Raw genomic sequence first — 22,080 nt, 5'->3', positions numbered from 1 at the left:
AACGACCTCACGGAATCCTCGCCATGACAGACAGACTGCCTCCCTTCGATCCCGCATCGGCCACCGGCGAGCAGAAGGCCGTGCTCGCGGAGATCCTCAGCGGCCCGCGCGGCAACCTGAACGGGCCGTTCCTCGGCTGGATCGCGAGCCCCGAGCTCGCGCAGCACGCGCAACGCCTCGGCGCGTTCTGCCGCTATCGCACGGGTTTGTCGCTGCGCCTGTCGGAGCTCGCGATTCTCGTGACCGCCGCGCGCTGGCGCTCGCAGGCCGAGTGGCACATCCATCATCCGATCGCGCTCGATGCCGGCGTGCCGGCCGCGACGGCCGACGCGATCCAGCGTGGCGTCGAGCCGGTGTTCGAATCGGACGACGATGCGCTGATTCATGCGTTCGCAACCGAGCTGTACGACACGAAGCGCGTGAGCGATGCAACCTTCGCGCGTGCGCAGGCGCGTTTCGGCCACGAGACCGTCGTGAATCTCGTCGCGCTGCTCGGCTATTACGCGCTCGTCGCGATGACGCTCAACACGTTCGGTATGCGCGCGGACGGGCAAACTGTTTTGCCGTTTCCGGAATAATCGCCGCGCGCACGCGCATCCGCACAGGCCGAGCGTACGTTCCGATTGCGTCGAAAAGCCCGTCTGCACGGGCTTTTCGCATGTTGGGCCTGGCTCGATCGACAGGCTCGCTGCGTCGTGCCGACGCATATCGCACCGCCTGCGCTTCAGCGCAGGAAATTCTCCTCGTCCATAGAATTCCGGCAAACAGCTGACGGGGGAAATGACGATGCGCTGGGTCCTGTTGATCGTGTTCATTGCGTGTGTGGTGTACACGCATCGGCGCGGCAAGGTTCGGCACAGGTTGTTCAGGCAACTATCCGATCACTCGACCTTCACTGCACCGCTGAACTGCTTTTCCTACGCATTCTCGTCGGTGCCCACCACGCCGTTTCTCGACCTGCAGCACTTTCCGGAACTCGCGGTGCTGCAGCGCGAATGGCAGACCTTGCGCGGCGAAGCGCTTGCATTGCGCGACGCAAGCCGGATCAAGGCGTCGGTCGAGTACAACGACATCGGCTTCAATTCATTCTTTCGCAACGGCTGGAAGCGCTTCTATCTGAAGTGGTACGACGCGCCGCATCCGTCCGCGCAGGCGTTGTGTCCGCGGACGGTCGAGATTCTGTCGCGGATTCCTTCGATCAAGGCCGCGATGTTCGCGCAGCTGCCGCCGGGCGGCAAGCTCGGGCTGCATCGCGATCCGTATGCGGGCTCGTTGCGCTATCACCTCGGGCTCGACACGCCGAACGACGCTGCGTGCCGGATCGTCGTCGACGGCGAGTCGTATGCATGGCGCGACGGCGAGGCCGTGATGTTCGACGAAACCTATCTGCATTGGGCCGAGAATCGCACCGGGCACGATCGCGTGATCCTGTTCTGCGATATCGACCGGCCGATGAAATATCGCTGGGCACAGCGCATCAACGATACGTTCGGACAACTGCTGATGCGCGCGGCCGCGTCGCCGAACGAAACGGGCGACCGCACCGGCGGGCTCAATCATGCGTTCAGGTACCTGTATGCGATTCGCCGTGCCGGCAAGCGGCTGAAAGCGTGGAATCGCACGGTGTACTACATCGTCAAGTGGGTTCTGTTCGGCGGGATAGCGGTAGCGATCTTCTGCATCTGAAGGCGGAAGGCAGGCGCAGTCGAACCATCTGGCGATAGGACGGCGCGCTGTTGCGCGGCCCCGGCGACGTGGCGTCGACATCAATGCAACCAAATGTATTCGCGCGGGATCAAGCGCGAACGCACGCGTATGATGGCTTGCTCACGTCGATAAGCTCGGTGAGCAAGCATGACTCGTACCCGAAAAACCTTGATGATCGCCGGCGGATTGCTGGTAGCCGCGGCAGGCACCGGCTACGTGATTCTCCTGCGTGCGGACCACCGCGCGATCGCGGAAGCCGGCATCGGCGATTTCGCCACACCGGTCGCCGTGGCGGCCGTGAACGACGGCCACACCGCGGAAGGTTCGATTGCACCGCCTGCGGCGGTCGCGGTCCCGTCCGCGCATGTGGACGACACAGTGCCGCAACAACCGCCCGCCGCGCGCACGAGTGCGGCGCCGGTATCCGCTGCCGCCGTGCCGGGGATCGCCGCGCACGCGCCATCGGCGCAGCCGAGCGTGCCGCCGCCGACCGTCCATGTCGTGACGGTGGAGCCGGAGGGCGCGACCCCGCCGAAGGCCAAACCGGCGCAACCGGTGCAATCCACGCCGCCGGTCCAGGCGGCACAGGCGGGTCAGCCGAGCCAGCAGGCGTATCAGCAGGCGTATCAGCCGTCGCAACACGCGGCGAGCAAGCGCGATGGACTCGAGCGGCATGCAGCGGCGACCGCGGCCAGAAATGCCGAAACGCCGGAAACGGCAGAGCTCGTGCGCGAATCGGCGAAGCTCGATCCGTCGTTGCCGCCACCGCAATACGTGCCGCCGTCGAACCCCGACCGGCAGCACGCGTCGGCGGGCTCGAACGCAGTGGCTGCCGCGCTGACGGACCAACTGGTGCGCCAGTCGAGCAGTTTCACGGCACCGGCCCCGGCGAACGCGGGCCCCGCCGTGGCTCAGTAAGCGGGGCTCGGTAAGACAAGCGCGGCCGGCCAGTGCACTCGCACATCGCAAACCGACGCCGGATGAAAAAGGACCCCGCACGCCGACCAGGGCATGCGGGGCCAAGAGAGACTATTCGGTGTGGCGTGTCGCGCGTTACGCGGCGATCGCTTCTTCGGCCTGCGGCGCGGCGGCCGCAGCCGGCGTCGCGTCTTGCCGGATCAGGTAGTCGAACGCACCGAGCGATGCCTTCGCGCCTTCACCGACTGCGATCACGATCTGCTTGAACGGCACCGTCGTCACGTCGCCGGCCGCGAACACGCCCGGCACCGATGTTGCGCCGCGTGCATCGACGACGATCTCGCCGTGCTTCGACAGCTCGATCGTGCCTTTCAGCCATTCGGTGTTCGGTACGAGGCCGATCTGCACGAACACGCCTTCGAGATCGATGCGCTTCGTGTCGCCCGAACGCAGATCCTTGTAGACGAGCCCGTTCAGCTTGCTGCCGTCGCCGGTCAGCTCGATCGTCTGCGCCTGCGTGACGATCGTCACGTTCGGCAGGCTGCGCAGCTTGCGCTGCAGCACTTCGTCCGCGCGCAGTTGCGTGCCGAATTCGATCAGCGTGACTGCCTTGACGATGCCGGCCAGATCGATCGCGGCTTCGACTCCCGAGTTGCCGCCGCCCACCACCGCAACGCGCTTACCCTTGAACAGCGGGCCGTCGCAGTGCGGGCAGTACGCGACACCGCGGTTGCGGTATTCGCGCTCGCCCGGCACGTTGATTTCGCGCCAGCGCGCGCCCGTTGCGAGAACGATCGTCTTCGCCTTCAGCACCGCGCCGTTTGCGAGGCGGATCTGGTGCATGTCGCCGGGAATCAGTGCATCGGCGCGCTGCACGTCCATGATGTCGACGTCATACTGCTTCACGTGTTGCTCGAGCGCGGTTGCGAACTTCGGCCCTTCGGTTTCCTGAACCGACACGAAATTCTCGATCGCCATCGTGTCGAGCACCTGGCCGCCGAAACGCTCGGCCACGACACCTGTCGCGATGCCCTTGCGTGCCGAGTAGATCGCGGCTGCCGCACCGGCGGGGCCGCCGCCGACGATCAGCGTGTCGAACACCGGCTTGTTCTCGAGCGACTTCGCGGCGCGGGCGCTTGCGCCCGTATCGAGCTTCGCGAGGATTTCCTTCACGCTGCTGCGGCCCTGGCCGAACGATTCGCCGTTCAGGAACATCGTCGGCACGGCCATGATCTGGCGGGCTTCGACTTCGTTCTGGAACAGCGCGCCGTCGATCGCGACGTGGCGGATGCGCGGGTTGACGAGCGACATCACGTTCAGCGCCTGCACGACTTCCGGGCAGTTCTGGCACGACAGCGAGAAATACGTTTCGAATGCGTAGTTGCCGTCGAGCGCGCGGATCTGTTCGATCACATCGTCGTCCAGCTTGATCGGGTGGCCGCCCGTCTGCAGCAGCGCGAGCACGAGCGACGTGAATTCATGGCCCATCGGGATGCCGGCGAAGCGGATGCCGGCCGGCTTGCCGGGCTCGCCGATCGAAAACGACGGCTTGCGCTCGGCGTCGTCGCGGCGTTCGACCACGGTCACGCTCGACGTCAGCGACGCAATCTCGTTCAGCAGCGCAAGCAGTTCCTGCGACTTCGCGCTGTCGTCGAGCGACGCGACGAGTTCGATCGGGCGCGTGATCTTTTCGAGGTACGCTTTCAGTTGGTTCTTGAGATTGGCGTCGAGCATGGCGTTTCGGATTCCGTATTGATGATTCTGGTCGGGCACGTCGTGCCGGAGGAGGGCGCGGGCCGCGCGAGGCGGCCCGAGGTGATGCTTGTTGCGCGCCTCGTGCAAGGCGCGCAACGACCCTTAGATCTTGCCGATCAGGTCGAGCGACGGAGTCAGCGTTTCCGCGCCCGGCGTCCACTTGGCCGGGCACACTTCGCCCGGGTGCGCTGCGATGTATTGCGCAGCCTGTACCTTGCGCAGCAGTTCGCCCGCGTCGCGGCCGATGCCGTTGTCGTGGATTTCGCACAGCTTGATCTCGCCTTCCGGGTTGATCACGAACGTGCCGCGCAGGGCCATCCCTTCTTCCTCGATCAGCACGTCGAAGTTGCGCGACAGCGTGAGCGTCGGGTCGCCGATCATCGGATACTTGATCTTGCCGATCGTGTCCGACGTGTCGTGCCATGCCTTGTGCGTGAAGTGCGTGTCGGTCGACACGCCGTAGATTTCGACACCCAGCTTCTGGAATTCCGCGTAGCGGTCGGCGAGATCGCCCAGCTCGGTCGGGCAGACGAACGTGAAGTCGGCCGGGTAGAACACGACGACGGACCACTTGCCCTTGAAGTTCTCTTCAGTCACGGGCACGAAATCGCCGTTGTGGTATGCGGTTGCCTTGAACGGTTTGATTTGGGTGTTGATGATCGGCATCTTGCGAGTTCCTTTTGCTTGGGTGTTGATGAAGTGTTCCCAGTATCGGGGTTCACCCCAGGTTTGGGAAATTGCTTGTTTCAATCCGCGGCATCGGGAATTTCTATCTGCTTCCGGCCCCCGTTCGCGGCGGTCGATCCGTTCCGCGAGATAGTGCGCATGCTGTTGCCGGTGATCGACAACCCGGCCGTCGTGTCGGCGCTCTGCGTGCCGTCGCCGCCGCCGCGCGTGAAGGGCAACGGCGAACATCGTGACGCTCACCTGCGTATTGGGCGTATTGGGCGTATTGGGCGGGATGGGGGAAATGAGGCCGCTGGCCACGGGCGACCTCATGCGCCGCGTGATTCGATTGACACGCACGCGACGCTCATGCGCGGGGCCGTCGGCGTTGCGGTGATGAACTGCATGGAAATGCCGATCGCCGCATGCGCGCTGCCTGATGCGCAGTTCGCATATGCCATCGGGCACGGCTGGAGCGCGCAGCGTGATGCGGCCGGGCGGGTGTCCGTCGGGCCCGACGGACACCGCTCGCGCTAGATCTGATAAGGCGCGCGGACGCCGGGCTCGGTGACGGGAAAGTCCTTCGTGTTGCGCGACACGAACAGCAGGCCGTTCACTTGCGCGGACGCCCAGATGATCGCGTCGGGCAGGCGCATGCGATGTTCCTTGCGAATCGTTACGGCCCGATTCGCGACCGTGCCATCGAGCGGGATGATCTCGAACGACGAAAGCCACGTGCGGATCGCCGCGTCGTCGCCGGCCGTCGCGCCGACCAGGACTTCCATCCAGGAAACCATGCTGATCGCCCGGTAGTCGTAGCGGGCGAGTTCCGCTCGTGCGGCCTCCACGCCACCCAGGTAGTCGATCAGGATGTTGGTGTCGAAGAGGGCTTTTACCATTCTGGGCGCAGTGCCTCCTGATAGGCGAGCCCGTCGAGCGCGCGGTTTCTCCAGAGGCCGAACACGGTGTCGGCAGATTGCTGCCGGTGCTGCGCGCGGCAGGCGTCGGCCGGATTCGGGCGGCCGGAATGCCGGGCCGCACCGTGGGTGTCGATGAGTGCTTTTACCATTCTGAGCGCAGTGCCTCCTGATAGGTGAGCCCGTCGACCGCGCGATCCTTCCAGAGACCGAACACGTTGTCGGCATGCGAACGCTTGTGCTGCGCGATATACGCGTCGATCGCATCGCGAATGATCGCGGCGCGAGGGCGTTGCTCAGTCTCGACGATGGCGGCCAGCGCGTCGAGCTGGCCATTCGACAGATCAACCAGGATACGGCTCATCGTAACCTCCGATATACGATATGCATATCATATATATGCCTGTCGGCACCCGCAAGGCGCCGGCGTGGCAGAGCGGCCCGACGGGGGCGCAGGCAGCCGGCCGCCCGCGCGTTCACGCCGCCATCTTCCTCAGCCATTCGGCCAGCCGTCGTGCGCCGTCCGGCATATCCGCATCCTCGCGCGTGCACAGGTAGTAATCGCGCCCGTCGTCGAGCGCGTGATCGAACAGCTTCACGAGCGCGCCGCTGGCCAGTTCGCGCTCGACCAGCGGCGCGCGCAGCAGCGCGGCGCCGAGATCCGCGCGCGCCGCGCTCAGCGTGAGCTGCCCGTCCTCGAACATCGGCCCGACCGCGTGCGACACATGGCGCACGCCGGCGCCCTGCAGCCAGTTGACCCACGTGCTGCGATCCTCGTCGTGCACGAGCGGGACATGCGCGAGGTCGGCCGGCGTGCGGAACGGCCCGTGGCGCTTCAGGAACGACGGGCTGCACATCGGCACCATCGCGCCCGGCAGCAGCCGCTCGCAGCGGTAGCCGGGCCAGTCGCCGGTGCCGAAGCGGATCGACAGGTCCGACGCGTCGCTTCGGTAGTTGCGGTGGTGCGCATACAGCACCGTCACGTCCACGTCGGTGTTGTCGGCGAGGAACCCATGCAGCCGAGGAATGAACCAGCCGATACCGAGCAGCGGGATCAGGCTGATCGTGATTTGCCGCAGCGACGAACGATCGCGCACGAAGCGCGTCGCGCTGCGCAGCACCGAGAACGCGGCGCTGATCGAGCGGTAATAGTCGCGCCCTTCGTCGGTGAGCGCGAGCAGCCGCCCTTCGCGCACGGTCAACGGCGTCTGGATGAATGCCTCGAGCAGCTGCAGTTGATGACTGACCGCGGATGGCGTGATGTCGAGCTCGTGCGCGGCCCCGGTCACCGAGCCGAGACGTGCGAACGCCTCGAACGCGCGAACGGCGCGCAGCGGCGGATCGTGCGGCAATTGTTCGATATTTTTCATGTATCGAATTTTATAGAAAAGTCAGGGTAAGCGACAACAATAAAATATCCTGTATTTACAGGTAATTACGCTATCTTGTCGGGATTGGCATAAGCATCCAACAATTGAATATTTGGGGTGTGGGTGCTTAATATTTAATATTTTTCATGTTTTGATCCGAATCGGTGATCCCCGCACATGAAAATCGCTTTCCTTCCCGCCAGCCTCGCATTCTCCGCGCTCGCGCTGATCGCGTCCGTTCCCGCCTTTGCGCAATCCGCGCCGCAGACGATCCTGATCGGCCTCGCCGCGCCGCTCACCGGGCCGTCCGCACGGATCGGCAAGGACCTGCAGAACGGCGCGCAGCTCGCGATCGACGACGCCAACGCGAAGCATCCGAGCATTGGCGGCAAGCCGGTCGTCTACAAGCTCGTCGCGGCCGACGATCAGTCCGACCCGCGCACGGCCGTCGCGGTCGCGCAGCAACTCGTCGACCAGCACGTGATCGGTGTCGTCGGCCACTGGAACACGGGCTGCAGCGTGCCGGCGTCGCGCGTCTATCGCGATGCGGGCATTCCGCAGATCGCGCCGGCGTCCACCGGCCACCAGTACACGCAGCAGGGCTACGCGACGGCGTTCCGGATCATGGGGCACGACGATGCGGGCGGCAACTTCACCGGCGCCTATGCGGTGAAGACGCTGAAGGCGAAGCGCATCGCGGTGATCGACGATCGCACGTCGTTCGGCGCCGGACTGGCCGACCAGTTCATCAAGGGCGTGCAGGCGAACGGCGGCACGATCGTCGATCGCCAGTACGTGAACGACAAGACCACCGACTTCAGCGGCGTGCTGACCGCGATCAAGGGCAAGCGCGCGGATCTCGTGTTTTTCGGCGGGCTCGACGCGCAGGCGGCACCGATCGCGCGCCGGATGCGCCAGCTCGGCGTAAGCGCGCCGCTGCTGGGCGCCGGCGGCTTCGTGAGCCAGACCTTCCTGTCGCTCGCGGGCAAGGACGGCGACGGCGTGACGGCGCTCGAACCGGGCCTGCCGCTCGACCGGATGCCGGGCGGCAAGGCGTTCGACGCGCAATATCGCGCACGCTTTCGCGCGCCGATCGAGCTGCACGCGCCGTTCGCGTACGACGCCGCCGCCACGCTGATCGCCGCCGCGCAAAAGGCCGGCACGACGCAGCCGGCGAAGCTCGTTGCGGCGGTGCGTACGATCGACCGTGCCGGCGTGACCGGCCGGATCGCGTTCGATGACGAAGGCAATCTGAAGGACCCGGCATTCACGATCTACCAGGTGCGCGGCGGCAAGTGGACTGTCGTCGACGTGCTCGGCGGCGCGCGCACCGCAGCGAAATAACGACGGAGACGACCCCATGACCGATACCACCCAGGCATCCGCCGCCGCAGCGCCCGAGGACACGCGCCTCGGCATCCTCGCGCGGCGCCGCATCGAAGCGGAAATCATCAAGCCGATCTACGAGATCATGAAGCGCGACTTCGGCACCGAACGCGCGCAGGCCGTGATCGCGGAAGCGGTGCGCGGCGCGGCTGTCGACGCGGGCCGCGCGTTCGCCGCGCAGGAGCCCGGCGGCACGAGCGTGCAGTCGTTCATCGCGCTGCAGGTGCTGTGGGAGAAGGACGATGCGCTCGACGTGGAAGTGCGGCGCGCGGACGACGCGCACTACGACTACGACGTGCATCGTTGCAGCTACGCGGAGATGTATCACGCGATGGGGCTTGGCGAGATCGGCCACCTGCTGAGCTGCGCGCGCGACAGTTACTTCATCGACGGCTACGACCCGCGCATCGCGCTGACGCGCACGAGCACGATCATGCAGGGCGGCAGGCGCTGCGATTTCCGCTACGCGCTGCAGACCGCGCCGGGCGACGACGCAGCGGAGAGCGGCAATGCGTGACGACCTCGCGCTTGCGCCGCGCGTCGACGGCGAGCGCCTGTGGGCGTCGCTCGAACGGATGGCGCAGATCGGCGCGACGCCGAAGGGCGGCGTCTGCCGGCTCGCGCTGACCGATCTCGATCGCGAGTCGCGCGACCTGTTCGTGCAGTGGGCGCGCGACGCCGGTTGCACGGTGCGCGTGGACCGGATGGGCAACGTGTTTGCGCGCCGCGCGGGCCGCAATCCCGATGCCGCGCCGGTGCTGACCGGTTCGCACGCGGATTCGCAGCCGACGGGCGGCCGCTACGACGGCATCTACGGCGTGCTCGGCGGCCTCGAAGTCGTGCGCGCGCTCAACGACGCGGGCATCGAGACCGAGCGCCCGGTCGACGTCGTGATCTGGACCAACGAGGAAGGCTCGCGTTTCGCGCCGGCGATGATTTCGGCCGGCGTGTTCTCGGGCGTCTATACGCTCGAATACGGACTGTCGCGCACCGATGGCGCGGGCAAGACGATCGGCGAGGAACTCGAGCGGATCGGCTACGCGGGCACGGAGCCGGTCGGCGGCTATCCGCTGCATGCCGCGTACGAACTGCACATCGAGCAGGGCGCGATTCTGGAGCGCGCCGGCAAGACGATCGGCGTCGTGACGGCCGGGCAGGGGCAGCGCTGGTACGAGGTGACGCTCACGGGCGTCGATGCGCACGCGGGCACGACGCCGATGGAATTCCGTCGCGACACGCTCGTGGGTGCCGCGCGGATGATCGAATTCGTCGATGCGCTCGGCCGTCGCCATGCGCCGCACGCACGTGCGACGGTCGGGATGATCGAAGCGCGGCCGAATTCGCGCAACACGGTGCCGGGCGGCTGCTTCTTCACGGTGGAATTCCGCCATCCCGACGATGCGGTGCTCGATGAACTCGATGCCGCGTTGCGGGCAGAGCTGGCGCGCGTGGCCGACGCCGCCGGGCTCGGCGCGCAGATCGAGCAGATCTTCAAATATCCGCCGGTGCCGTTCGCGCCGGCCTGCGTCGGTGCGGTGCGCGATGCAGCGCAGGCGCTTGGGCTGTCGCACATGGACATCGTGTCCGGCGCGGGCCACGACGCGTGCTATATCGCGCGCGTCGCGCCGACCGGCATGATCTTCGTGCCGTGCGTCGACGGCTTGAGCCACAACGAGGCCGAGGCGATCACGCCGGAATGGGCGGCGGCCGGTGCCGACGTGCTGCTGCGCGCGGTGTTGCGCAGCGCGCAGGAAGTCTGAGCCTCGCGCGGGCGGTCTCCGGGCCGCCTGCCCGATGGCGCGACGTCGTCATGCCGCGCGGCATCGACGCGCGCCGGCACGGTTCGATTCCGTGCGATCGTCCGGCGCGGCGGCTGCTGGCTCACGGCATCGACCCGTTTGCCCGGCGGCCGTGGCACTATAGCAACCCGTTGGAACGACAGGAAAAGGCGGCGCCCGGCATGCAGATCGTGCTCGACTATTACGCGTGGAAACTGGACAACGGCGTCGACAAGACCAACGTGTTCGCGGGAACCTGGAAAGACAACTTCGCGTTTTACGCGTCCAGCCCCACGCATCCTGTTTCCCGGATTCGGTTCATCAAGGGCGCGCTTGTCGGCGGCTACGGGCTGATCGGCACGATGATCAACGACCTGACGGCCAACCCGGCGGAAATCGCGCATCTCTACGGGCTGATGCGCAGCCGCTACACGATGCTGGCCAGCGCGTTCACGCTGGCGGCCGGGCAGCCGGTCCTGACGACGAGCGTCGCGTGGAAATACATCGAGCAGTCGGAACGGACGGTGGCCTCGTTCCTGCTCGGCGGCGCGTGCGCGTTCTACGGCGTCACGACCTGGCTGAAGTCATGGCAGGTGCCGCAGGGCGTCGCGGATTTCTATCACTACGGCATTTACACGGATCCGGCGCTGTCGAATCTGGGATTGATGCCGTTCGGCGCGGCCGAGCAACGGCCGGATTATCTGTGTCGCGCATACGGCGATGGTCACACGCACTGGTTCTGGGTCGAAGCGAAGGCGCGCCTGAACAAGGGGCTCGAATGGGGCGACGAGGATGTCGCCGGGGCGATGGCGCAGGCTACGTCGGTTCCGGTACTGGTCGTCGCGGGTGTGCCCGTAGAGGTGCACTTTCCGGAGCCGGTCGTGACTTACGCCGGGATGTCGAGGAAGGGGCCGCTGTCCAGGGTCAGGCTGTCGCTGATCGATCCGCCCGCCGATCCGCTGCCGGACCAGCCCGCTCGCGATGTGCCGCGTTTGTTCGTGTCGGACGTACTGTTGCGTCTGTCGAGTATCGTCGGGGCTGTCGTCACGCGGGACGCGCTGGCGCCGCGCGAAACGCAATCGATGATGTCCGACTCGGGATACGATTTCTTTCCTATCGATGCCGACGTCTGCCTCGGATTGCCGCATTTCATGGCGGAAGAGATCGACACGCCACGTGGTGTGCGGACGATCGCGGAAGCCCTCGTTGCGGTCTATTTCGATCTAGCGAAGATCGGCGCGGCATGGTTGCGGCTGTCGTCGGCGCGTGAACGGGATGCGCTCGATCGAGCAGGCGTGCTTCGCTACTTGGAAGAGGCGGTGGCGGCCGTGGGCGGAACGTCGGCGTTTCGCGCCATGCTGGACACCATCGAAGCCGTCGAGCGGCAGCCGCCGCACACAGACGATGAGATTGTGGACGGTGCGCGATTCGTCGATCTTCTGCTACCGGAAAGACAGTCGGCGATATTGCCTGCCGACTTGCTCGTCAGGTGGCTGAACTGGATCGGCGTCGTCTCGATGGTGACTTACGTGGAAAGGCAGACGCTGGCATCGGTGCGGCTGACGAGACTCAACCTGAATCGCGGGAATGCGCTCGCCTATGGCGACTTGACGAATCCGGTCGAAGACGCTGTCGCTTGCGGCGGATTGTGGATCCTCGAGTCCGAGGTCGCGACGCGCTTGCAAAGGGCGGAGTAGCCCGCGGTAGGGCAATCGCGGGCCGGGGGCGGCCGATTCCTCTCGTTGCCGGATCCTGCCGTCCGGCGTGATCGCTGCGCTACGGCGCGCACATTACTTCCCCGTCTTGCGCCGCGCCATGTACGCGAGGTAGGCGACGATGTCGTCGAGTTCCCGGTCGCTCAGTTGCTCGGGCGGGAAGGCTGGCATCACGCGGCCCGGCCAGTCGCGCACCGACGCCGGGTTGCGGATGTAGCGGCGCAGCGCGGCGGGCTGGAAGTAGTCCACCGGGTTCATCGGCGTGTTCAGGTCCGGGCCGGCATGGCTGCTGCCCGCGCCGTCGAGCCGGTGGCACGCGAGGCACTGCGTGACGAACAGCCGCTGGCCCGCGCGGGCCGGATCGTTCGCGGGCAGCGCGGGATCCACGGCGAGCGACGGCCAGCGCGCGAGCGGCGACGACTCGATCGTGATCCGCACGATCTGATAAGGCCACTGCTCGCCGCGCACCGACGACGCGTCCGGCCCCAGCCACACGAGATAGAACGGCCCCGCGCTGACCGGCTTGCCCGGGAGCTTCGGCCATGGATGAGCCGGGTCCTCGATCGCGAGCCACGCGACGGCGCCGGCCGGCGCGCCGCGGCGCACGAGATCCAGCGGCAGTTGCGCGGCGAAGCCGTCGGCCGCACGCGTTTCGAGCACGCCGGCCGTCGGCAGCGGTGTGTCGCCGAGCAGCGCGGCAAACGGCACCGCGCGGAACGTCATCGGCCGGCCGTACGCGATGTCGCGCGGCACGTGGATGTCGGTCGCGTCGGGGCGGGCAAGCAGCGCCTGCCGAGTCAGGACGCGCGGCGTGCCGTCGGTATCGAGTTCGAGCGAGCCTTGCGCGCACGCGCGCGCGGCGATCAGGCACATCGTCAGCAGCAACAGCGAAAACCACTGGCGCTTCAGCATTCGTTCTCCGTGGAAGGGTATTCCGGCGGCGGCGGGAAGGCGAGCGCCGCGGCCGATGGATGGAATCGGGCGACAGTCTATCCGGTGCGGGCGGCGCTGGCGACTTCGGCGCGGGGGCGGCGTGGTGTCCCGGATGGAGCCGACCGGCGGATGGCGCGGGCAATCGCGCTACGCGCGGCGCGATGCGGGTCTGCGCTTCGAGACCGAACGTCGGCACGAGTTTTTGCCGCCCGTTGAGGAAAGAAATACACGTCGGACTCGCAAACGTCTGGCGATGCGATGACGTCGATCGAGCGTGGCGAACACGGCCCGATCATCGAGCAGGATCGAAAATACGCCGCGCCGGACGAGGACGCATCGCGCGAGCGCAGCGTTACCGGCTGCCGCCTGCGCTGCGACGCGCGATGCGAACGGCCGGCCCGACCGGCTGTTCGGCTGCGATGGTGCCGTCGGCCGCGGCGCGCGGCCGGTTCATGATGTAGGCCCACAGCTGTTCGGCGGCGAGCCCGCGCTTGCGCGCCGACCGGTACAGGCGGATCTCGAGTTCGGTGATCCAGTGTTCCGAGCCTGCGCGCACGAGCGAGCCCTCCGTGAGTTCCTTCGCGACGCAACTCTCCGGCAGCCAGCCGATGCCGTGCCCGGCCACGACCATGCCCTTCAGCGCCTCCGACATGTGCGTCTCGAAGCACCGGTGCAGCGCATACGATTCGGACGCGTTCAGCAACAGCATCTCCACGACGTTGCCGAGGAATGCGCCCGACGAATACGCGAGCAGCGGCAATGGCGCGTCCGGCGTGCCCGGCAATTCGAAGACCGGCTTGCCGCGCGCGTCGGGTGTCGACACCGGCAGGATCCGTTCGACGCCGAGCGTGACGAACGGGAAGTGGTTCGGATCGAGCACGATCGGCAGTTGCGGATGGTGATAGCCGAGCAGCAAGTCGCATTCACCTTCGACCAACTGCTGCACGCCCTCGGGCACGTTCACTGCATTGACGCGCGCGGTCACGTGGCCGACTTCGCCGTTCAGTTGCTTGAGCCATTCTGGAAACAGCGTGAACACGAGCGTATGCGCGACCGCAAAACGCACGACCTGGTCGCTCGCCGCGAACTGGTCGTAGCCGTTCACGAGATTGCGTGCCGCATACATGCTGCGCAGGATGTCCGCAGCCAGCCCGCGGAACATCTGTCCGGCCGGCGTCAGCGTGATTGGATTGATGCTGCGGTCGACGAGCTTCGCATCCATCCACGTTTCGAGCGCGGCAATTCGTCTGCTGAATGCCGACTGCGTGAGATGCCGATGACGCGCGGCCCGGGAAAAGCTCTTGGTATCCGCGAGGCTCAGGAAATCTTCCAGCCACTTTGCTTCCATTTCGATCTTCGCTTTTTATAGTCGGGCGCCCACGCGGGTGGCGGCGCCGTTTCGCTGCACGAACCTTCTAGCCTACCGCGCCTCGCGCGTGAGCAGCCGATGTTTTTTTTCGATTGGTGTCAGTCGAAATATGCATGAGCGTTGTCGGCGGCATTACGGCTGCATACGTTTGAGGCGCCGGACCCGGCTAACCGGTTGGTTCATCGCGTCGAACGACGGTGCAGCCGCAGACGGTACTTCCCCAGGGCCGGCCGCGCCGGTTGCGTGGCTGGCCCGCCCATCGCGAAACCCGTCGCGACGGGCGGCCACGGAAGCCGGGACGGTGGCCGGCGCGGGCCGCCGCGTCGCACAAGGGGCGCGCGACGCATGCATGGGTGCGGTGCAGATTACATACGCGTGACATGCGGGGAAACTATGTTCGGCAGGCGCGGCGCCAGCCGCGCGATCGCGACGCCTCGATGCGCCGGTTCGAGCTGTCTTGCACCGTCGTGGTGCGGCGTGGCGCGCAGGCGTGCGCGAATGACGCGAAAAGGGGGAATCGACGGGGGTCAAGCAAGGCACGTTCCTTGCAAAGCAGTGATTACGCCGGTCCGGCATGCGCAATGCCGGGGAGAACGATGGAGAACAATTCGATGAAACCGTTCGATGAAATGCTGCAATCCGGCGAAATGGTCAGAGCGCCTTATGCGCGCCTGAAGCAGTGGCTCGACACGCAGAACCCCGCGAGCCTCGCCCAGAAAGCCCACGATGCGGAAGGCGTGTTCCGCAGGACGGGCATTACGTTCGCCGTATACGGCGATGCACAGGCCGCCGAGCGGCTGATTCCGTTCGATATCGTCCCGCGCATCATTTCGGGTGCCGAATGGAGCCGGCTGTCGCTCGGCATCGAGCAGCGCGTGATGGCGCTCAACGCGTTCCTCGACGATATCTACCACCGCCAGGAAATCGTGCGCGCGGGCATCGTGCCCAAGCACCTGATCGCGCACAACGAAGCCTTCATCCCGGAAATGATCGATTTCCGGCCGCCTGGCAACGTTTATACGCACATCATCGGCGTCGACATCGTGCGCACCGGCGAGAACGAGTTCTACGTGCTCGAGGACAACGCGCGCACGCCGTCGGGCGTGTCGTACATGCTGGAAAACCGCGAGACGATGATGCAGCTCTTCCCGGAGCTGTTCCAGCAGGTCAAGGTGCGCCCGGTCGAGACCTATCCGCAGATGCTGCGCCAGTCGCTCGCGGCCGTGTGCCCGCCGGGCGGCAACGCCGACAACCCGACCATCGCCGTGCTCACGCCCGGCATCCACAATTCCGCGTACTACGAACATTCGTTCCTCGCCGACCAGATGGGCGTGCACCTCGTCGAGGGCAGCGACCTGCAGGTGGTCGACGGCCGCGTCGCGATGCGCACCACCGAGGGCTTCCGCCCGATCGACGTGCTGTATCGCCGCGTCGACGACGCATTCCTCGATCCGCTCACGTTCCGCCCCGATTCGGTGCTCGGCGTGGCCGGGATCATGGACGTCTATCGCGCCGGCAACATCACGATCGCGAACGCGCCCGGTACCGGCATCGCCGACGACAAGGCGATCTATTCGTACATGCCGGAGATCGTCGAGTTCTACACGGGCCGCAAGGCGCTGCTGGAGAACGTGCCGACCTGGCGCTGCGGCGAGGCCGACAGCCTCAAATACGTGCTCGACCATCTCGACGAACTGGTCGTGAAGGAAGTGCACGGCTCGGGCGGCTACGGCATGCTGGTCGGACCGTGCGCATCGAAGGCCGAACTCGAGGCATTCGCCGCGAAGCTGCGCGCGCGGCCCGCGAACTACATCGCGCAACCCACGCTGGCGTTGTCCACGACGCCGATCCTGACCGAAGCGGGCCTTGCGCCGCGCCACGTCGACCTGCGGCCGTTCGTGCTGGTGTCGGACCGGATCCGCATCACGCCGGGCGGGCTCACGCGCGTCGCGCTGAAGGAGGGATCGCTCGTCGTCAACTCGAGCCAGGGCGGCGGCACCAAGGACACCTGGGTGCTGGCCGACTGAGCCGGGCACGACCGCGCGCGCCGCAGCCGGCGCGCGAACCGAACGAAGACGGAGTGGACACGAGATGCTTCTGGGACGAACTGCGAGCGGTCTCTACTGGATGTACCGCTATATCGAGCGCGCGGAAAACATCGCGCGCATCGTCGATGCCGGGCTGCGGATGGCGCTCACGCGCACGTCCGATGCACCGGCCGAATGGTCGTCGGTGCTGGTCAGCTCGGGCGCGGACGACGGCTATCGTCAGAAGTACGACGCATATGCCGCCGATACCGTGACCGACTACCTGCTGCGCGACCGCGACAACCCGTCGAGCGTGCTGTCGTGCATCGAGGCCGCGCGCTCGAACGCGCGGATGGTGCGCACGGCGCTCACCCGCGAAGCGTGGGAGAGCGTGAACGGTGCGTGGCTCGCGCTGCGCGGCGCGCTCGCGCAGCCGGTGCCGGAGAGCGCGCTGCCGGCCGTGCTCGACGAGGTGAAGCGCGAAACCGCGCTGATCCTCGGCAGTTTCTACAGCACGATGCTGCGCAACGAGATTTTCGACTTCGCGCAGATCGGCGCATTTGTCGAGCGCGCGGACAACACCGCGCGCATCCTCGACGTGAAATACCACCTGCTGCTGCCGTCGGTGTCGCACGTCGGCACGATCCTCGACAACTACCAGTGGGAGACGATCCTGCGCTGCGTGGCCGCACACCGGTCATATCGCTGGGTGTACGACGTGCAGTACAAGCCGATGAACATCGCCGACTACCTGATCCTGAACGGCCGCATGCCGCGTTCGCTGCGCTATTGCTACGGGCGCGTCGTGTCGAGCCTGAACCTGCTCGCGAAGGATTACGGCGTGACACACCCGTGTCACGACACGGCCACGAAGATCCTGCAGATGCTGTCCGATACCACGGTCGAGCGGATCTTCAAGAGCGGCCTGCACGAGTTCCTGACCGACTTCATCGGCCGCAACAACAGCCTCGGGATCGACATCGCCCAGGCCTACAACTTCGACTGAGACTTAGCCATGCGACTCGCCATTCGACACATTTCGCGTTATCAGTTCGACGATCAAGCCACCCATGCGCTGCAACGGCTGCGGCTGCGCCCGCAATCGGGGCCCGGGCAGACGGTGCGCGCGTGGCAGGTCACGATCGACGGCGTCGAGCCGACGCTGTCGTATGCGGACGGGCTCGGCAACCGGATCGATCTCGTGCGTCACGAGCGCGGTGCGAAGCACGAGATCGTCGTGGTCGCCGCCGGCGTCGTCGAAACACAGGATCGTGCGGGCATCGTCGGCAATCCGGAGGGTTATGCGCCGCCCTGGATCTTCGAGCGCGAGACCGCGCTCACGAAAGCGGGCGAACTCGTGCGCGAGCTGGCGCAGGCGCTGCCGATCGAGCCGCACAGCCTCGATGCGCTGCACTGGCTGATGACGGAAGTGCACGGTCGCATCGCCTACGCGCCGAACCTGGCGGCGGACGCGCCCGTCGATGCCGAAACCGCGTTGCAAAACGGCGAGGGCACGAGCCGCGACCATGCGCACGCGTTCATCGCGGCCGCGCGTGCGTTGAAGGTGCCCGCGCGCTATATCTCCGGCTACGTGCTCGCCGACAGCGCGATGCAGCGCATCGCCGACGCGAAGCAGAGTGCCGGCGGCGAAGACGCGGAGGAAGCACTCGCGCTGCAGAGCGGCGATGGCATGCAGCAGGCGCTCGGCGCGTCGCATGCCGCGCAGTCGCAGGGTGCGCCGCACGCGGCGCTCGCCGCGCAGCAGCAGGGCGTTGCGCTGAGGCAGCAGCCGGCCGGCCATGCATGGGCCGAGGCCTATGTCGAAGGGCTCGGCTGGGTCGGCTTCGATCCGTTCATGAACCGCTGTCCGGACGAGCGCTATGTGCGCATCGCCGTCGGCCTCGACTATCGCGATGCGCAGCCGGTCACGGGGCTCGGCGCGTGCGCCGTCGGCGTCGAGATCAGCGTCGTGCAGTCGCCGGAACTGGTCTGACACGTACTTTCGCCGAACCCGTCGTGCCGTGCCGCCGCAGCAGCGGCGACGCGGCGCGCGCGGGCGGCCCAACCCGAACCGAGCGGCTTCCCCATGCCCATCCACGTCGCGCTGCATCACACCACCCGCTACCGCTACGACCGGCCCGTGAACCTCGGCCCGCAGATCGTGCGGCTGCGGCCCGCGCCGCACTGCCGGACGCCGATCGTCGCGTATTCGATGACGGTCGACCCGGCGCAGCACTTCATCAACTGGCAGCAGGATCCGTTCTCGAACTATCTCGCGCGGCTCGTGTTTCCGGAGCGCACCGAGCACTTCGAGATCACGATCGATCTGGTCGCCGAGATGTCGGTGTACAACCCGTTCGACTTCTTTCTCGAAGCGAGTGCGGAGCAATACCCGTTCAGCTATGACGACGCGCTGAAGACCGAACTCGCGCCGTATCTCGCATGCGATCCGCAAACGAGTGCCGCACCGCTGTTCCGTGCATACGTCGACGGCGTCGACCGCACGCCGGCCGGCACCGTGAACTTCCTCGTCGCGCTGAACCAGCAGTTGCAGCGCGACATCGGTTATCTCGTGCGGATGGAACCGGGCGTGCAGACGCCCGAAGAAACGCTTGAACTCGCATCCGGATCGTGCCGCGACAGCGCATGGCTCCTCGTGCAGCTATGCCGCCATCTAGGCATCGCCGCGCGCTTCGTATCCGGCTACCTGATCCAGCTCACGCCCGACGTGAAGGCGCTCGACGGCCCGAGCGGCACGTCGGTCGACTTCACCGACCTGCACGCGTGGTGCGAGGTCTACCTGCCGGGCGCGGGCTGGATCGGCTTCGACCCGACGTCGGGCCTGCTCGCCGGGGAAGGCCATATCCCGCTCGCGTGCACGCCGCAGCCGACCAGCGCGGCGCCGGTCGAAGGGCTGATCGACGAATGCGAAGTCTCGTTCGAGCACGCGATGACGGTGACGCGCGTGTACGAATCGCCGCGCGTGACGAAGCCGTATACGGAGCAGCAATGGGACGCGGTGCGCACGCTCGGCGCGCAGGTCGACGGCGCGCTGACGGCTGGCGACGTGCGGCTGACGCAAGGCGGCGAGCCGACCTTCGTGTCGATCGAGGATCGCGACGGCGCCGAATGGAACACCGATGCGCTCGGCCCGACCAAGCGCGGTTATGCGACCGAACTCGTGCAGCGGCTGCGCGCCGAATACGGCGAGGGCGGTTTCCTGCATTTCGGGCAGGGCAAGTGGTATCCGGGCGAGCAGTTGCCGCGCTGGGCGCTGTCGATCTTCTGGCGCGCCGACGGGCAGCCCGTGTGGCACGATCCGTCGCTGTTCGCCGACGAGCGCGAGCCGTCCGCCTGCACGACCGGCGACGCGAAGCGCTTCATCGACGCGCTGGCCGCGCGGCTCGGGCTGACCGACGAATTCGTGCGGCCCGGTTACGAGGACGTCTGGTACTACCTGTGGCGCGAACGCCGGCTGCCCGTCAACGTCGACCCGTTCGATTCGCGTCTCGACGACGAACTCGAACGCGCGCGGCTGCGCAAGGTGTTCGAGCAGCAGCTCGACAGCGTGGTCGGTTACGTGCTGCCGATCAAGCGCACGGAGAAGGTGCCGGGCCTCGATCGGCCGGACCTCGACGGCCCGCACTGGCAGACGGGGCCGTGGTTCTTCCGCGACGAGCGCATGTATCTCGTGCCCGGCGATTCGCCGATGGGCTATCGGCTGCCGCTCGATTCGCTGCCGTGGGTCGGCAGCGCGGACTATCCGTACCTGGTCGAACGCGATCCGTTCGCGCCGCGCGACGCGCTGCCGGACGCGGCGGCGTTGCGCGCGCGACACGCGGGCGCCGCCGATGCGCCGCGCTATCTGGCAGGCGTGCATCGTGAAGCGTCTGCCCAGACCGTCATGCAGTGGCGCAACGACGGCACGGGAGCAAGTGCCGGGGTCACCGCACAAGGCGCGCAGGACGCACACCGTCGCCCCGAGCGCTTCGAATCGGCCGCGTGGATCACGCGCTCCGCGCTGTGCGCCGAAGTGCGCAACGGCATCCTGTATATCTTCATGCCGCCGCTGGCCGCGCTCGAGGATTATCTCGACCTGCTCGCGGCGATCGAGCTGACCGCGCACGCGCTCGACGTGAAGCTCGTGCTCGAAGGCTATCCGCCGCCGCGCGATGCGCGGCTCAAGCTGCTGCAGGTCACGCCCGACCCCGGCGTGATCGAGGTAAACATTCATCCGGCCAGGAGCTTCGGCGAACTCGTCGATCAGACCGAATTCCTGTATGACGCCGCGTGGCAGTCGCGGCTTTCCAGCGAGAAGTTCATGGTCGATGGCCGGCACGTCGGCACCGGCGGCGGCAACCACTTCGTGCTTGGCGGTGCGACGCCGGCCGACAGCCCGTTCCTGCGCCGCCCGGACCTGCTTGCGAGCCTGATCGCGTACTGGCACAACCATCCGTCGCTGTCGTACCTGTTCTCCGGGCTCTTCATCGGCCCGACGAGCCAGGCGCCGCGCGTCGACGAGGCGCGCAACGACCAGCTCTACGAACTCGACATCGCGTTTGCCGAGATCCAGCGCAACAAGCTGCTGTACGGGCAGGACATGCCGCCGTGGCTCGTCGACCGCGTGCTGCGCAACCTGTTGATCGACGTGACCGGCAACACGCACCGCAGCGAATTCTGCATCGACAAGCTGTATTCGCCCGATTCGCCGACCGGGCGGCTCGGCCTGCTCGAACTGCGCGCATTCGAGATGCCGCCGCACGCGCGGATGAGCATCGTGCAGCAACTGCTGCTGCGTGCGCTGGTCGCGCGCTTCTGGGCCGCGCCGTATACGACGCCGCTCACGCGCTGGGGCACCGCGCTGCACGATCGCTTCATGCTGCCGGCGTTCCTGCGGATGGATTTCGACGATGTGCTGGCGGAACTGCGCGACGCCGGTTTCGCGTTCGATTCCGCGTGGTTCGCGCCGCACTTCGAATTCCGCTTCCCGCTGTTCGGCCAGATCGCGGTGAACGGGATGCAACTGTCGCTGCGCGGCGCGCTGGAGCCGTGGCACGTGATGGGCGAGGAGGGGGCGAGCGGCGGTACCGTGCGCTATGTCGATTCGTCGGTCGAACGGCTCGAGGTGCGCATGACGGGGCTGAACGACAACCGGTACGTCGCGACCGTCAATGGCCGCGCGCTGCCGCTGCAGCCGACCGGCACCGTCGGCGAGTACGTCGCGGGCGTGCGCTACAAGGCGTGGGCGCCGCCGTCGGCGCTGCATCCGACCATCGGCGTGCATGCGCCGCTCACGTTCGACATCGTCGATACGTGGCTGCAGCGCTCGCTCGGCGGCTGCCGGTATCACGTCGCGCATCCGGGCGGGCGCAATTACGCGACGTTTCCCGTCAACGCCTACGAGGCCGAAAGCCGCCGGCTCGCGCGCTTCGTCGCGATGGGACACACGCCGGGACGGATGACGGCCGAGGCCGCCGCGCCGAGCCGCGAATTCCCGTTCACGCTCGACTTGCGACGGCCCTGATCTCCGGATGAAAGG

Annotated in this window: 20 protein-coding genes; 12 read left to right on the top strand and 8 right to left on the bottom strand. The window is 66.7% G+C overall.

Annotated features, from left to right (window positions below; all coding sequences use genetic code 11):
• Positions 1-23 precede the first annotated feature (23 nt).
• The 3 genes from DIE13_RS05835 (at position 24) to DIE13_RS05825 (ending at position 2,625) form a co-directional block, all read left to right on the top strand.
• A complete protein-coding gene (locus tag DIE13_RS05835) occupies positions 24-578 on the top strand; it encodes a carboxymuconolactone decarboxylase family protein (RefSeq protein ID WP_124826248.1) in 555 nt (184 codons plus the stop codon).
• Positions 579-786: 208 nt separating this feature from the next.
• Entirely contained in the window at positions 787-1,686 is a 900-nt protein-coding gene (gene lpxO, locus DIE13_RS05830; RefSeq protein WP_124826247.1) for a lipid A hydroxylase LpxO, read from the top strand.
• Between the two features lie 168 nt (positions 1,687-1,854).
• Positions 1,855-2,625 carry an extensin gene (locus tag DIE13_RS05825; RefSeq protein ID WP_124826246.1) on the top strand — a complete coding sequence of 257 codons (771 nt, stop codon included), beginning with the start codon at positions 1,855-1,857 and terminating at the stop codon, positions 2,623-2,625.
• Between the two features lie 135 nt (positions 2,626-2,760).
• On the opposite strand, the gene ahpF is transcribed toward DIE13_RS05825, so the two are convergent.
• Both ahpF and ahpC read right to left on the bottom strand, forming a co-directional pair.
• Entirely contained in the window at positions 2,761-4,359 is a 1,599-nt protein-coding gene (gene ahpF, locus DIE13_RS05820; protein WP_124826245.1) for an alkyl hydroperoxide reductase subunit F, read from the bottom strand.
• A 123-nt stretch (positions 4,360-4,482) separates the two neighbouring features.
• Positions 4,483-5,046 carry an alkyl hydroperoxide reductase subunit C gene (gene ahpC / locus DIE13_RS05815; RefSeq protein ID WP_006750178.1) on the bottom strand — a complete coding sequence of 188 codons (564 nt, stop codon included), beginning with the start codon at positions 5,044-5,046 and terminating at the stop codon, positions 4,483-4,485.
• A 75-nt stretch (positions 5,047-5,121) separates the two neighbouring features.
• Between ahpC and DIE13_RS32790 the strand changes: the two genes are divergently transcribed.
• Positions 5,122-5,583: a hypothetical protein gene (locus DIE13_RS32790; protein ID WP_175750525.1), complete on the top strand. Its 462-nt coding sequence runs from the start codon at positions 5,122-5,124 to the stop codon at positions 5,581-5,583.
• Here DIE13_RS32790 and DIE13_RS05800 read toward each other — a convergent pair.
• From DIE13_RS05800 to DIE13_RS05790, 4 genes are all read right to left on the bottom strand, one after another.
• Complete coding sequence (locus tag DIE13_RS05800; protein WP_124826244.1) at positions 5,580-5,945, bottom strand: type II toxin-antitoxin system VapC family toxin; 366 nt, start codon at positions 5,943-5,945, stop codon at positions 5,580-5,582. The two genes, DIE13_RS32790 and DIE13_RS05800, sit on opposite strands and share 4 nt — an antisense overlap.
• Positions 5,939-6,115, bottom strand: a complete 177-nt coding sequence (locus DIE13_RS32785) for a hypothetical protein (protein ID WP_175750526.1) — start codon at positions 6,113-6,115, stop codon at positions 5,939-5,941. The genes DIE13_RS05800 and DIE13_RS32785 overlap by 7 nt, the downstream gene beginning before the upstream one ends.
• Positions 6,109-6,327 carry a ribbon-helix-helix protein, CopG family gene (locus DIE13_RS05795; RefSeq protein ID WP_124826243.1) on the bottom strand — a complete coding sequence of 73 codons (219 nt, stop codon included), beginning with the start codon at positions 6,325-6,327 and terminating at the stop codon, positions 6,109-6,111. Before DIE13_RS05795 ends, DIE13_RS32785 begins: the two co-directional genes overlap by 7 nt.
• 112 nt (positions 6,328-6,439) lie before the next feature.
• Positions 6,440-7,333: a LysR substrate-binding domain-containing protein gene (locus DIE13_RS05790; protein WP_124826242.1), complete on the bottom strand. Its 894-nt coding sequence runs from the start codon at positions 7,331-7,333 to the stop codon at positions 6,440-6,442.
• A 177-nt stretch (positions 7,334-7,510) separates the two neighbouring features.
• Between DIE13_RS05790 and DIE13_RS05785 the strand changes: the two genes are divergently transcribed.
• Genes DIE13_RS05785 through DIE13_RS05770 form a run of 4 tightly spaced genes read left to right on the top strand, consistent with a single transcriptional unit; the run spans position 7,511 to position 12,194 of the window.
• Positions 7,511-8,677, top strand: a complete 1,167-nt coding sequence (locus DIE13_RS05785; RefSeq protein WP_124826241.1) for a branched-chain amino acid ABC transporter substrate-binding protein — start codon at positions 7,511-7,513, stop codon at positions 8,675-8,677.
• Positions 8,678-8,693: 16 nt separating this feature from the next.
• Positions 8,694-9,236 carry an L-2-amino-thiazoline-4-carboxylic acid hydrolase gene (locus DIE13_RS05780; RefSeq protein WP_124826240.1) on the top strand — a complete coding sequence of 181 codons (543 nt, stop codon included), beginning with the start codon at positions 8,694-8,696 and terminating at the stop codon, positions 9,234-9,236.
• The gene (locus DIE13_RS05775; protein ID WP_124826239.1) at positions 9,229-10,479 is read left to right on the top strand and encodes a Zn-dependent hydrolase; all 1,251 of its coding nucleotides are present in this window, start codon (positions 9,229-9,231) and stop codon (positions 10,477-10,479) included. The genes DIE13_RS05780 and DIE13_RS05775 overlap by 8 nt, the downstream gene beginning before the upstream one ends.
• Positions 10,480-10,529: 50 nt before the next feature.
• Positions 10,530-12,194: a hypothetical protein gene (locus DIE13_RS05770; protein ID WP_124826238.1), complete on the top strand. Its 1,665-nt coding sequence runs from the start codon at positions 10,530-10,532 to the stop codon at positions 12,192-12,194.
• Positions 12,195-12,287: 93 nt separating this feature from the next.
• On the opposite strand, the gene DIE13_RS05765 is transcribed toward DIE13_RS05770, so the two are convergent.
• Positions 12,288-13,124: a cytochrome c gene (locus DIE13_RS05765; protein WP_124826237.1), complete on the bottom strand. Its 837-nt coding sequence runs from the start codon at positions 13,122-13,124 to the stop codon at positions 12,288-12,290.
• Between the two features lie 373 nt (positions 13,125-13,497).
• Positions 13,498-14,493, bottom strand: a complete 996-nt coding sequence (locus DIE13_RS05760) for a LysR substrate-binding domain-containing protein (RefSeq protein WP_124826236.1) — start codon at positions 14,491-14,493, stop codon at positions 13,498-13,500.
• A gap of 632 nt (positions 14,494-15,125) precedes the next feature.
• Between DIE13_RS05760 and DIE13_RS05755 the strand changes: the two genes are divergently transcribed.
• The 4 genes from DIE13_RS05755 to DIE13_RS05740 all read left to right on the top strand — a co-directional run bounded on the left by DIE13_RS05755 (position 15,126) and on the right by DIE13_RS05740 (position 22,065).
• On the top strand, positions 15,126-16,541 hold the full coding sequence (locus DIE13_RS05755) for a circularly permuted type 2 ATP-grasp protein (RefSeq protein WP_124826235.1): 1,416 nt from the start codon (positions 15,126-15,128) through the stop codon (positions 16,539-16,541).
• A gap of 64 nt (positions 16,542-16,605) precedes the next feature.
• Positions 16,606-17,547, top strand: a complete 942-nt coding sequence (locus DIE13_RS05750; RefSeq protein ID WP_124826234.1) for an alpha-E domain-containing protein — start codon at positions 16,606-16,608, stop codon at positions 17,545-17,547.
• Positions 17,548-17,556: 9 nt separating this feature from the next.
• Positions 17,557-18,534: a transglutaminase family protein gene (locus DIE13_RS05745; protein ID WP_124826233.1), complete on the top strand. Its 978-nt coding sequence runs from the start codon at positions 17,557-17,559 to the stop codon at positions 18,532-18,534.
• A 93-nt stretch (positions 18,535-18,627) separates the two neighbouring features.
• On the top strand, positions 18,628-22,065 hold the full coding sequence (locus DIE13_RS05740; RefSeq protein ID WP_124826232.1) for a DUF2126 domain-containing protein: 3,438 nt from the start codon (positions 18,628-18,630) through the stop codon (positions 22,063-22,065).
• The last annotated feature ends 15 nt before the right edge of the window (positions 22,066-22,080 follow it).

Source organism: Burkholderia sp. Bp9016 (genome assembly GCF_003857765.1).
Taxonomy (GTDB): domain Bacteria; phylum Pseudomonadota; class Gammaproteobacteria; order Burkholderiales; family Burkholderiaceae; genus Burkholderia.
This window is presented reverse-complemented; position numbering and strand designations above follow the sequence as displayed.